This is a genomic window from Pistricoccus aurantiacus (genome assembly GCF_007954585.1).
Taxonomy (GTDB): Bacteria; Pseudomonadota; Gammaproteobacteria; order Pseudomonadales; family Halomonadaceae; genus Pistricoccus; species Pistricoccus aurantiacus.
In genome coordinates this window covers 3,307,667-3,319,706 of sequence record NZ_CP042382.1, presented here as the reverse complement: position 1 = coordinate 3,319,706, position 12,040 = coordinate 3,307,667, and the positions used below count along the sequence as shown (strand labels likewise).

The window sequence follows — 12,040 nt, the reverse complement described above, 5'->3', positions numbered from 1 at the left end:
GGAGAGACTACTCGTCGGTATCCTCGCCCACGCGAACGGCCAGTACGTCGCACTTCGCGCCGTGCAGCACGCCGGTGGAAGTGGAGCCCAGCAGCAGGGCGAAGCCGGCGCGACCGTGGGAACCGACCACGATCAGATCCACGTCGTGCTCCTGAGCGAAGCGGTGAATCTCCGTGTCCGGCATGCCTACCACTACGTGCTGATCTTCCCGAGCCACATTGCAGGGATCGGCGATTTCCGCCAGGCGCTGCTTGGCATGATCGTCCAACTGATCCTGAATACTGGTCAGATCCATGGGAATATCGCCACCATAGGCAAAACCCAAGGGCTCGAGCGTATGCATGATCGATAGTTTGGCCTGGTTGCGCTCGGCAATGGGTCGCGCGCGTTCCAGCACTTTATGCGAGTCCTTGGTCAGATCCACGGCGACCAGGACATGACGATATTCGTTGCTCATGACACACCCCCTTGAGATTGGATAACACATATCAGCGACGCTTTTATTCTTCACTCTAGGTGGTGTAGTGCCCGAAGACAACGATCCACATCAAGGTTTTAGCTGCTATCCGATTTTCACAAAAAGAGTGTGTTCATGACCTGGTTGATTATCCTGGGAGTGCTGCTGGTGATGATTTCACCGGCTTTATGTCTTAGGCCCTCGCCTCGCGAGCGGCGAGTGGCTGCCTTGCGCAAGGCGGCCATGGCGGCAGGAATAAAAGTGCAGCTAGCGGCACCGCCCTTGCATGACGGACCTCGCTTGATGCCGCGCTATGGCTGGGAGTATCCCAACGACTATCCCGGCCCTCGCTTCGTGCTGGTGCGGGACCAGGAGGCCGGCAACGTGCTCGAGCCCTATCGTTCCGGCTGGCGCTGGCGGGTAGAGCCGCTGCGCCATTTGCCGGAGGGGGTTGATCAGCGCCTGAGACTTTTGCTGGAGCGCCTGCCGGAGGACGCTTTGGTCATCGAATCCGATCGTGACGCCATTACGCTATGGTGGAGCGAGTCTCTGGGGCGTGACGTATTCAACGACTACCTGGCGGATTTCGCCTATCTCAAAAAACATCTTGCGGGGCGGCCGGATCAACCAACCCCAAGATTGAGGAGCATCCGTGAGCTGCGCGATCTTCAATAGTCGCGCTTACAAGTTGGTGTCCATCTGTCAATCGTCTTCTTTATTCTGGATCTTTTGAACGTTCTTCTCGATGCGAGAAAGCAGCTCTTCGAATTTCGCCAGCTCGTCCTCGTCGAGCCCGGCGAGAATTTCTCTGCGCGCCGTGTCGACAACTTGATCTATCTGCTTGAGCAGCGGCGCCGCCTTAGCGGTAAGAAAGATGCGTTTGGTACGTCGATCCTGTTCGCAGGGGCGACGCTCGATGAGCTTCTGCTCCGCGAGTTGATCCAGGGTACGAACCAAGGACGGTGCCTCGACGCCGATCGCTCGCGCTAGGTCGCACTGAGGTTGTCCATCGCCAAGATGGGCAAGATGATATAGAGTAATCCAGCGCGTCTGAGTCAAGCCCAGTGGGGCCAGGCGCTGGTCGAGGATGGCCCGCCATATCCGCGGAACCCGATTGAGTCGAAAGCCAATATTTTGGTACATAAGTCCCACGTTTGCTTGCTAATTATTTCATCTAGCATTGTCAGCAACGAAACTTAGAATTGCAAGATGTCTACTTGAGTTTCAATAAACGCAAGGCTAACGCAAGGGTTGCCCCGTCCTTCCTGCATCGATTCCATCAGCCTACTTCCCGCTTGTGGGGTTGCGGCTTTGCTGCTTGCCGGCGTGATCCTCGGTTACCTCTATCTCTGGTTCGATGCCTTTAGCGGTTTCGCTCAGGGGTACGCTTTTCTGCTCTGGAACAGCACGTTGGCCAGCAATCAGCCGACGCAGGTCGAGACCGGGGATTCCGCCGGGGGAGCGGATCCGTCCGTCGGCCCGAGCCGCTCCGCTGGCAGCATCGCTCACGTGGAAACGCATGACTCCGAGACGTTGCCCTAGCGGCGTTACCACCTCGATACGCCAGTTGCCCGCCGGAGACTCGGGAAAATTCCGTTTGTGGGTCCAGGCGCGATAGCCTTCTTCTCGTCCTCCTCGAATCATCAGTGGAATACGATCCACCAGTTCGCCCTCTTGATACCACTCGTGATAGATCGTTTCGTGCAGCCCGCGCGGCGCACGAATCGCCGTATAGGCGAATAACCCGTTCTGGCTGACCTGCTTGTCGGTAAGTGCCATGCTGCCAAAGGGGCTGCGCGCCTGAATGTCGAACGCCGGCGACAAGGCGCTGCCGGTAAGCCACAGGCTCGCCGGCGGCACCCAGGCGCGTCCTACCCAGGCTGCGCCGGCCAAGGCGACAAGCAAGCCGAGCATGCCCGTCCAGCGCAGCAGCGAGCCGGGCTTGAGGAGCCGAAAGAGGCTGGGAATGGCGAATACGGTCATCACCAGCAGCGCAACGATAAGGCTTTGATCCGTGGTGAGCTTGAGCATGATGGGCAGGGTGACCAAGACCACCACGAAAACGCACTGGGCGTGGAATGCGAAATAGAGCCAGCGATGGCGCTGGGCGAGGCGATAGTAGAAAGGATCAAGAATCGATAGCAGCGCCATGGCGGTAATCAGCAGCGTAAAGATGGCCTGACCGCTGCTCCATACCGTGGTTGCCAGCAGAAACGGTAAGCAAAAGAATAGGGTTTCCTGATGGATCATCTGGGCGATGAAAGCGGTCGCCCCCTGAGGGGAGACATTGAGGCCCCGCTTTCTAAGCAGACGGCTGATCAAGTTTTCCGATAGTAGTAATACCCAGGCCAGCAGCATGCCAAGCGCCAGGACCGCGCCGAGCCACTGCTGGCGCTCGACCAGGAAAAAACTTGCGACCCCGGCGCCAAAGGCGATCGGCGGCCATATCCAGGCATAGGGGCGTAGCCGAACCACGATCTTCCGTGCGGCCCCTTGTAGGCGCTGCAACCGCGAAGAGGCCGGAGACGTATCGGGTAATAATCGTTTGGAGGGCGCTGGCATGAGGTTATGAAGAAAGGCCTTGCGGAATGAGCGCTCGAGGGGCGCGGGAGTGGGCGCATCCTAACAATTCTGGTGACATCGCGGGAGTCATCTAAAGGCGACGATGCCGGAAAGGCGCCGATGTTGCCCTATAGTGTCCTATAGTGGCTCATGTAAAGAACGCAGGCTTGACGTGTTATGGACGTTAGCGCAAGCTGCAGCGATATCAAACGATCGTATGAAATTCAATGCTGCTAGGCTTTTCAGCGTTCAGCACCTGCTCTTGTGGAGACTCGTGGATGATCTATCAAGGTAGCGCCATTACGGTGGCCCGGGGCGGCGACGAGATCGCCACCCTGACGTTCGATTTGAAGGATGAATCCATCAACAAGCTTTCCAGCGCCGTAGTGGAGGAACTCGATCAAGCGCTGCAGGCGATCCGCAAGGAAAGCGGCTTGCAAGGCCTGGTCATCGCCAGTGGCAAGGATGTCTTTATCGTCGGCGCGGATATTACCGAATTTCACCAGATCTTCGAGAAAGGCGAGAAATATCTGGTCGACATGAATCAGCGGGTGCATGGCATCTTCAATGCTATCGAGGATCTGCCGTTTCCCAGCGTGGCGGCCATCAACGGCCTGGCCCTGGGCGGCGGTTTCGAGATCACCCTGACCGCGGATTTTCGCGTCATGGCGGAGAGCGCCAAGATTGGCCTGCCGGAAACCAAGCTGGGCATTGTGCCGGGCTGGGGCGGCTGCGTACGGCTGCCGCGTCTGATCGGCGCGGACAACGCCATCGAATGGATCGCCGGAGGGACAGAGAACAAGGCGAAAACCGCTCTTGAGATGGGCGCGGTGGACGCGGTGGTGCCTAAGGAGAAACTCGAAGCGGCGGCCCGGGACATTCTTGAACAGGCCAATCGGGGTGAACTGGATTATCAGGCCCGGCGTGAGGAAAAACAGTCGCCTTTGAAGCTCGATTCCATCGAGCAGATGATGGCCTTCGAGACCGCCAAGGGTTATGTAGCCGGCAAGGCGGGGCCGCACTATACGGCTCCGGTCGAGGCCATCCGCGTCATTCAGAAAGGCGCCGGCGAGGGCCGGGAACGCGCCCAGGCCATCGAGGCCAAGGCCTTCGCCAAGCTCGCCATGACCGATGTCTGCTACAACCTGGTGGGGCTTTTCCTCAACGACCAGGCGGTCAAGAAAAAGGCCGGCCAATACGAGAAGCAGGCCAACCCGGTCGAGCTGGCGGCGGTGCTGGGCGCCGGTACCATGGGCGGCGGTATCGCCTATCAAAGCGCGTCCAAGGGCACGCCGATCCTGATGAAGGATATCAAGCTGGAGGCCATCGAGCTGGGGCTCAAGGAAGCGCGCAAGCTGTTCATCAAGCAGGTGGAGCGCGGCAGGCTCGGCAAGGCGGACATGGCGGAGAAGCTCACGTCCATTCGTTCGACGCTTGCCTACGGCGATTTCGAACAGGTCGATCTGGTGGTGGAAGCGGTGGTGGAGAATCCCAAGGTCAAGGGCGGGGTTCTCGCGGAAGTCGAAAAGGCTACCGGCGAAGAAACCATTCTTACTTCCAATACTTCAACCATCGCCATCGATCGTCTGGCGGGAAACCTCAAGCGTCCGCAGAATTTCTGCGGCATGCACTTCTTCAACCCGGTGCACCGCATGCCCCTGGTGGAGGTTATTCGCGGTGCCAAGACCTCGGATGTCGCCATTGGCACGGCGGTAGCCTATGCCCGCAAGATGGGCAAGACGCCGATCGTGGTCAACGACTGCCCGGGTTTTCTGGTCAATCGGGTTTTATTTCCCTATTTCGGCGGTTTCAATCTGTTGATCGAACAGGGCGCGGATTTCCAGCGGGTCGACAAGGTCATGGAGAAGTTCGGCTGGCCCATGGGGCCTGCCTATCTGCTTGACGTGGTGGGCATCGATATCGCGGTGCACGCCAACGAGGTAATGGCGGAAGGCTTTCCAGAGCGTATGGCCCGGGAAGGCAAGAACGCCATTCAAGTCATGCAGGAGAACGAACGCCTGGGGCAGAAGAACCGCAAGGGCTTCTATGTCTACGAGGAAGACAAGAAGGGCAAGCCAAAAAAAGTCAGCGACGATCAGGCTTACGAGCTGCTCAAGCCGCTGGTGAAGGAACACCGGGAGTTCACCGACGAGGCAATCGTCGCGCGGCTGATGACGCCGCTATGCCTCGAGGCGGTGCGCTGCCTGGAAGACGATATCGTCGGCTCACCGGCGGAAGCGGACATGGCGTTGATCTACGGCATCGGCTTTCCCCCGTTCCGGGGCGGCGCGCTACGCTATATCGATGCCATGGGCGTGGCGGAATTTGTCGAGCAGGCAGATCGGCTGAGCGAAACTCTTGGGCCGCTTTATGCACCGACGGACAGACTGCGTGAAATGGCCAAGGCTGGTGAGCGCTTTTATTCCACCGCTGGACAACGCTGAGCCACCACGAACAGGAGACGGAATCGATGAGTTTGAATGCAAGAGATATCGTGGTGGTAGACGGCGTGCGCACCGCCATGGCCAAGGCCAGGCATGGTGCTTTTCGCCACGTGCGCGCGGAAACCCTGTCGGCTGCAGTAATGCAGACCTTGTTCGAACGCAATCCGGCGATGAAGCCCGCGGAGGTTGACGACGTGATCTGGGGCTGTGTCAACCAGACCCTGGAGCAGGCGATGAACATCGCTCGCAACGCGGCGGTGTTGACCGGTATTCCCAAGACGGTTCCCGCACAGACCGTCAACCGGCTGTGCGGCTCGTCCATGAGCGCTCTGCATATCGCCGCGGCCAATATCCGGGCGGGCATGGGGGATTTCTATATCATCGGTGGTGTCGAGCACATGGAACATGTGCCGATGACTCACGGTATCGATATCAATCCCGCCGCCAGCAAGCATGTGGCCAAGGCGGCGATGATGATGGGCCTGACCGCGGAACTGCTCGGCAAGATGAACGGCATTTCCCGGGAAGATCAGGACAAGTTCGGCGTGCGTTCCCATCAACGCGCCTTTGCTGCCAACGAGAACGGCCACTTCGACAACGAGATCATCGGCGTGGAAGGTCACGACGACCAGGGGTTCCGCAAGCTGATCAAGCATGACGAAGTGGTGCGAGCGGATGTCAGCCTGGAAAAGATGGCGGAGCTCAAGCCGGCCTTCGACCCGCGCAATGGAACCGTGACCGCCGGCACCTCTTCGGCGCTTTCCGTGGGCGCCGCGGGCATGGCGGTGATGAGCCATGAACGTGCCCAGGCGCTGGGACTCGAGCCTATCGCCCGAGTTATTTCCACCGGGGTGGCGGGCTGCGATCCTTCTATCATGGGCTATGGCCCGGTGCCGGCGACCAAGCAGGCGCTCAAGCGGGCAGGGATGACCGTCGAGGATATCCAGGCGGTGGAGCTCAACGAAGCCTTTGCTGCCCAGAGCCTGCCGGTACTCAAGGATCTCGGCCTGCTCGATGCCATGGACGACAAGGTCAACCTGAACGGCGGCGCCATCGCCCTGGGCCATCCGCTGGGCTGTTCCGGGGCACGAATCTGCGTCACGCTGCTCAACGTGATGCGCCAGCAGGATGCCAGTCATGGCCTGGCCACCATGTGCATCGGCATGGGGCAGGGGGTGGCGACGCTCTTCGAGCGGTTGAAGTAAAGAAGGACGAGATCAAAACGGCGCCTCGTGGGGCGCCGTTTTCCGTTGTGGGTACAGGAGATCAGAAAATCCCGCTATCCAGCCCCGCCGCCAGGTACATCCCCAACTCCTCGACCTGGCCGACAAAGTCCTCCCGCCACTCGCTGCGCAGTATCAGCGGCGCCTGCACCCAATGCCAGCGCAGCCCGGTGACGATGCTTTCCACCGCGCGACGGGTGCCGGTGCCGTCATGACCGGCACGAACGTAGAGCGCGCAGGGCAGGCCCTGCTTTTCTTCCAATATCGGGTAGTAGCTGCGATCGAAGAAGTCCTTCAGGGCGCCGCTCATGTAGCCGAGGTTTTCCGTGGTGCCTAGCAGGATGGCGTCGCAACTGCGGATATCCTCCGGTCCCGCTTCCAGCGGTGCCTTGACCCTCACCTCGATATCTTCGATAGCTGGGTGGCAGGCGCCACGCCGAGCGGCATCACGTAGCTTCAGGGTGTTGGGGGAAGGCGCATGGGCCACGATCAACAGTCGCTTGGTCATATAAGCAGATACCAGCTTGTAGCAGTTGGCGGTGGTATGGACTCAGCGCTTTCTATCCCACTGCTGAATCAGCTTGTCGCGATATTCACCGCGTTCCAGCAAGGGACTCAGCGTTTGTCCCTTGGACTGCAGTCGAGTTCGCAGCAGACTAAGCCGGGCACAGGCTTCTTCCCGTTCCTTGCCGGTATGCAACTGGGCGATCAAGCTTTCCACCTCGCGGATTTCTCGCCGCAGTTCCAGTTCCGGCGGCAGGTAGCCGGCGTTTTTCAAGAGTCGGTAGCCGGCTCGCAGTTCCGGTGGAATCATGCTGTCGTCGTCCAGATGCAAAGGCTTGCCGTTACCCGGAAGGTTGTCCAGCTCGCCTTCTTCGAGAGCATGCTGAATATGGGCTTCCGCCAGTCGATCAATCAAGCTCATGGCGCTTTTTCGCGTTTTGACTGCTAGTTGCTTTTCAAGAGATGCCTATGGTTGCTCCGAGTATTTTAATACTCTCGAAACTCCTCCGCGTAACAGGGCGGCGAACTGGCACCTCCATCCGCTTGTCTGTCTTCTTCCAGTAGTGCTTCCTCGATGGCTTCGCGAAGTATTTTCAAATAGGAGTTTTCGGGATCTCGCGCGGCGCCAAGCAAGGTCAAGGGCCCCTGACGCGCCATTTGCATCAGCGGCACCAAACAGGTGGGCGAGTAGACGATTTCCCAGCGATAGCGCCGCATGAAATCTTCTTGAGTAATATTTCCCCGACGCCAGACCCTTCGCAGCGAAAGTGACGGTGAGGCATCCCGATACCAGTCCGTCAGTTGCAGGCTCTCGCGGCGCAGTCCCACTGGCCAGAGCCGATCCACCAGCACCCGAGCGCCGTCCTTGTCATCGATCGGCGTGTAGATACGCTTGAGATGAATCTTGTGGTTCATGATCATAAGTCCGTAGAGTGAATTTCTTGAGCCTAGCGCAACAGACGTTGAAGCTAAAGCTCTCTCGGCAGACAGGCAGGTAGGCTTTCGCGTAGCGAGCGGGGAAGGATATTCAGTTGCGTAAAGCCGCCCACGTTCGGGTCGGCGATGTTGTCCTGCCGCATCAGGATGACTTGATCCCGCGTCAGGGGCGGGTTGGGCAGCGGCGACAGCAGCGCCGCCAGTCCCCGCCAGACAAGAAAAGGAATCGGTACGAGTTGCCGCTCCTTTCTTAGATAGGCCATCACCAGTTCAAGGATGGCCCGATACGTCAAACGGTCCGGCCCACCCAGCTCGTAGAGCCGCCAGGCCGGCGGCCTCGGCCCCATCAGGCGCTCCACCGCCCGCGCCACGTCGACCACATGCACCGGCTGCAGTTGGACATCCCCGCGACCGAACAGGGGAATGATCGGCAACTGAACCAGCCGAGCCAGGTTCGTCAGAAAGGCATCCTGTGGGCCAAACAGCACGCTGGGCCGCAGAATGGTTGCCTTGGGAAAGGCCTTGATGACCGCGCGCTCGCCCCGTGCCCGTGCTCTTACATAAGCGGATGACGAGGCTTCATCCACGCCGATGCCGGAGACATGCACCAGCCTTTGAATATCGGCCTCCCGTGCCAGACTGGCCAGACGCTTCGCTCCTTGCGTGTGAATCGCGTCGAAGCCAACCCGGCGCGACGGCACGTAAAGACTGACCGCGTTAATGACGCCGCCAGATCCCACTAGAGCGGCGGCTGTGCTCGCTTCGTTTCGAATATCCGCGCGTATCAGTTCGATACCATCCTCCGGGCACGCCCAGGCCGGAAGCGCAGGGCGGCGCGCGGCGATGCGCACGATGTGGCCGGCTTCAACGAGCTCGCGAACGATGGCGCTGCCGAGAAAACCGGTACCGCCGAATACCGTGATGGGCAAGGAGGTCATAAGCGATCCAGGTGTCGACGAGCGGCGTCTTGCCATTTTCCGGAGAGACTGGCCGCCCGTTGCAAGGCCTGGCGCGCGCGCTCCTTGTGCTCAAGGCTTTTCTGCATCAATCCCAGATTGAGCCAGGCTGCCGCAAAACCCGGATCTCGCCAAACGGCTTCCTGAAACGCTTCGATCGTCCCCGCGAAATCTCCATGCGCATGGCGCGCGTTGCCGAGCGCGAACCAGCCCATGGCGTAATTCGGGAAGCGTCGGGTCAGCGCTTCCCAGGCGGGTAACGCTGCGGCTGCGCCATTGAGCTTTTCAAAATCCGCAATGGCTTCCATGGCGTCCGAAGGTTCTATGCTCGCCGGCAGTTCACCGGGAGCAAGAGCGACCATGCCCCAGCGATCGCTGCGCGCCCAGGTGGAATCGAAGGTGCGAAACGAGGTGGCGCGCCCGGGAGTCATGCCGGTGTGCAGAATGATTTCTCGAGCGGGCAGGTCATAGCCGATGGCCACGGCGTAGTGCCAAAGCGGCCAGACGGGAAGCGCAAGATTCTGCATCACCACCACCGGATGCCCGGCGGCCAGTTCCTCGAGCAGGGCGTCGAAATCATTGTCGATGACATAGCTGATACGCTGGTAGCGGCGTACCGCCGCCTGCATTTCCGGCTGCACGCTGCCTTCCCGGTCAGGCAGAAACACCTGGGGAATCAATGCATCCACCGAGGCGTCGACGCCGCTTGTCTCGAGTACCATGGCCAGGGACGCAGGCCCACACTGATAGTCTCGTTGACCGTGGAAAGGTGTACCGTCGAGCAGTACGTGCTGCGGCAGGCCGGTCGTCACCGAATTCGACAGTCTCGGCTCGGTGGCGCAGCCGGTCAGCGCCAGCAGGATCGTTAGCAACGATACAAGTGCCGGCCATAGTAAAACGCCCGCTAAGCGGGCGTTTGTACGTGATGCGGCGTCAAGCATAAGGATCAACGAGTGAACGGGTAAACGTTGGTGAGACCGAGAATATCCGTCACCAGCAGAACCAGGAAGATCACCAGGAGCGCGCCGACGACACTGCTCGCCCCGGCAGGCAACTGATCGAGCTGGTCCGCCATCTGGCGCGCTTCCGCATCGGAAAGCGCAGCGACGCGATCCTTGACTTCCTGCGGATCGACGCCTTGCAGTTCAAGCTGACGCTGCACGTCATCCCGAGCCAGAACGTCAAGAATGCGCTCACGATCCGCATTGGCCTGGTCGGCCTGGAGCGCCTGCTGGGTAGAGATCAGCTCGCTCGCTGCCGTGGCTTGCGCCGCTGCCACCGGTAGGCTGCCCAGGACCAGAAAAGCGATCAGGATGGGACTTAGAAAGCGGGCGATTTTTTTCATGCTAGAAACTCCTGGACTCTGGTGGCATGGGGCTGTGGGATTCGCCAAGACACCAATCTATGACTGTTATTGCTGACTTCGACCATCGCTAACTCAACGCCGTCTTCACATGAGTGAGACAGTCTGAGTATAGAGCGAAAGCCCTATGATTTTCATGGCTTTGTCAAAAACAAGCAAGACGCTTTGGCCTGTCTTGTCAAAGCGACATGGCGGCAATCCAACCGAAAACGATCAGTGGAATATTGTAGTGCAGGAAGGTAGGTACCACGCTGTCCCAGATATGATCGTGCTGACCGTCCGCGTTGAGTCCAGCGGTAGGCCCAAGAGTCGAATCCGACGCCGGCGACCCCGCGTCGCCCAGGGCGGCGGCGGTGCCTACCAGGGCGATGATCGCCATGGGCGAGAAACCGAAGCTGATTGCCAGGGGCACATACAGCGATGCGATGATCGGGATGGTGGAGAAGGACGAGCCGATACCCATGGTAATGAAGAGCCCCACCAACAGCATGATCAAGGCCGCCAGGCCGCGGCTGTCGCCGATCACCTGGGCGGAACTGGTCACCAGGGCTTCCACCTCGCCGGTGGTCTGCATGACGCCGGCGAATCCCGCGGCGCTGATCATGATGAAACCCACCTGAGCCATCAGGCGCATGCCCTCGGTGAAGATGGTGTCTTGCTCTTGCCAATGAAAGACGCCGCTCAGGGACAGAACGCCGAAACCGAAAAGCCCACCCAGCACCATGGAATTGGAAAATAGCTGCACGACGACGGTGCCCACCAAGGCGAGGGTCAGTATCACGATTTGCCAGGGCTTCAGCTGACGTGCCGCCTGGGCAGGGGTTTCATCGCCGTGGGCAAGAAAACGATCCTCGTAGTCCCGTGGTCGGCGGTAACTGATCAAGACAGCGAAAACCAGCCCGAGAGTCATGCCGGCAATGGGAATCAGCATCGCCTTGGGTACCATATTGGCGGTCACGTTCAGCCCCGCGTCGTTGATATTGCCGAGCAGCAGGTCGTTGAGAAAGATCGCGCCGAAGCCAACGGGCAGCAGCATATAAGTGGCGGTGACGCTGAAGGTCAGCACGCAGGCCACCGCGCGCCGATCGAGACGCAAATGATTCATCAGTTTCAAGAGCGGCGGCACCAGTACCGGAATAAAAGCGATGTGCACCGGAATCAGGTTCTGGGAGCTGATGCCGAAGGCCAGCAGAATGCCGAGCAGGGTGAAGATGATCAGGCAGCGGTTGGGGATGCCCGCATCAAGTTTGAGGCCGGCGATCGCCTTGGCGGAAAGCTTCTCGGTGATACCGGAGCGAGAAAGCGCGACCGCAAAGGCGCCGAGTACCGCGTAGGCCAAGGCCACGGTGGCGCCGTTGCCGAGCCCCGCATCGAAGGCTTCGAGAATCTCGGCTAGCGGCATGCCGCTGTACAAGCCTCCCACCAGGGCGGCGACAATCAACGCAAAGACCACGGAAATGCGCGAAAGACTCAGGACGACCATTACCAGGATGGCCAGTACGACGGCATTCATGAGATTCCTTGAAAGATAGATAAATTGGCGCGCACAGGATACCAGAAGAAAAAAGGCGAATGAGACGAATCAATGGAAAGGC

General features: G+C 59.6%; 13 protein-coding genes. 3 read left to right on the top strand and 10 right to left on the bottom strand.

Translation table 11 applies throughout. The features are described from left to right. Positions 1-7 precede the first annotated feature (7 nt). Positions 8-457 carry a universal stress protein gene (locus FGL86_RS15710; protein WP_147185649.1) on the bottom strand — a complete coding sequence of 150 codons (450 nt, stop codon included), beginning with the start codon at positions 455-457 and terminating at the stop codon, positions 8-10. 135 nt (positions 458-592) lie between these two features. Here FGL86_RS15710 and FGL86_RS15705 point away from each other — a divergent pair, with 135 nt between their 5' ends. Then, positions 593-1,132: a preprotein translocase subunit YajC gene (locus tag FGL86_RS15705; RefSeq protein WP_147185648.1), complete on the top strand. Its 540-nt coding sequence runs from the start codon at positions 593-595 to the stop codon at positions 1,130-1,132. Positions 1,133-1,159: 27 nt separating this feature from the next. On the opposite strand, the gene slyA is transcribed toward FGL86_RS15705, so the two are convergent. Then, the gene (gene slyA, locus FGL86_RS15700) at positions 1,160-1,600 is read right to left on the bottom strand and encodes a transcriptional regulator SlyA (RefSeq protein WP_147185647.1); all 441 of its coding nucleotides are present in this window, start codon (positions 1,598-1,600) and stop codon (positions 1,160-1,162) included. Positions 1,601-1,741: 141 nt separating this feature from the next. Further along, on the bottom strand, positions 1,742-3,019 hold the full coding sequence (locus tag FGL86_RS15695) for a DUF5924 family protein (RefSeq protein ID WP_147185646.1): 1,278 nt from the start codon (positions 3,017-3,019) through the stop codon (positions 1,742-1,744). Between the two features lie 278 nt (positions 3,020-3,297). Between FGL86_RS15695 and fadB the strand changes: the two genes are divergently transcribed. Together fadB and fadA are read left to right on the top strand one after the other, a co-directional pair. Further along, a complete protein-coding gene (gene fadB, locus FGL86_RS15690) occupies positions 3,298-5,463 on the top strand; it encodes a fatty acid oxidation complex subunit alpha FadB (RefSeq protein WP_147185645.1) in 2,166 nt (721 codons plus the stop codon). A 26-nt stretch (positions 5,464-5,489) separates the two neighbouring features. After that, positions 5,490-6,668: an acetyl-CoA C-acyltransferase FadA gene (fadA, locus tag FGL86_RS15685; protein WP_147185644.1), complete on the top strand. Its 1,179-nt coding sequence runs from the start codon at positions 5,490-5,492 to the stop codon at positions 6,666-6,668. 61 nt (positions 6,669-6,729) lie between these two features. Here fadA and FGL86_RS15680 read toward each other — a convergent pair whose 3' ends face one another. The 7 genes from FGL86_RS15680 to FGL86_RS15650 form a co-directional block, all read right to left on the bottom strand. After that, on the bottom strand, positions 6,730-7,194 hold the full coding sequence (locus tag FGL86_RS15680) for a flavodoxin family protein (protein WP_147185643.1): 465 nt from the start codon (positions 7,192-7,194) through the stop codon (positions 6,730-6,732). 42 nt (positions 7,195-7,236) lie between these two features. After that, positions 7,237-7,611 (bottom strand): DnaJ family domain-containing protein, encoded by a 375-nt coding sequence (locus FGL86_RS15675; protein ID WP_147185642.1) that lies wholly within the window; start codon positions 7,609-7,611, stop codon positions 7,237-7,239. A 65-nt stretch (positions 7,612-7,676) separates the two neighbouring features. After that, positions 7,677-8,105: a DUF488 domain-containing protein gene (locus FGL86_RS15670; RefSeq protein ID WP_147185641.1), complete on the bottom strand. Its 429-nt coding sequence runs from the start codon at positions 8,103-8,105 to the stop codon at positions 7,677-7,679. A gap of 53 nt (positions 8,106-8,158) precedes the next feature. Beyond that, complete coding sequence (locus FGL86_RS15665; RefSeq protein WP_147185640.1) at positions 8,159-9,064, bottom strand: complex I NDUFA9 subunit family protein; 906 nt, start codon at positions 9,062-9,064, stop codon at positions 8,159-8,161. Next, positions 9,061-9,954, bottom strand: coding sequence for a PA2778 family cysteine peptidase (locus FGL86_RS15660; RefSeq protein ID WP_246131664.1), 894 nt, complete (start codon positions 9,952-9,954; stop codon positions 9,061-9,063). The genes FGL86_RS15665 and FGL86_RS15660 overlap by 4 nt, the downstream gene beginning before the upstream one ends. A 74-nt stretch (positions 9,955-10,028) precedes the next feature. Next, the gene (locus FGL86_RS15655; protein WP_147185637.1) at positions 10,029-10,427 is read right to left on the bottom strand and encodes a PA2779 family protein; all 399 of its coding nucleotides are present in this window, start codon (positions 10,425-10,427) and stop codon (positions 10,029-10,031) included. 196 nt (positions 10,428-10,623) lie between these two features. After that, complete coding sequence (locus FGL86_RS15650; protein WP_147185635.1) at positions 10,624-11,958, bottom strand: Na+/H+ antiporter family protein; 1,335 nt, start codon at positions 11,956-11,958, stop codon at positions 10,624-10,626. Positions 11,959-12,040: the final 82 nt, after the last annotated feature.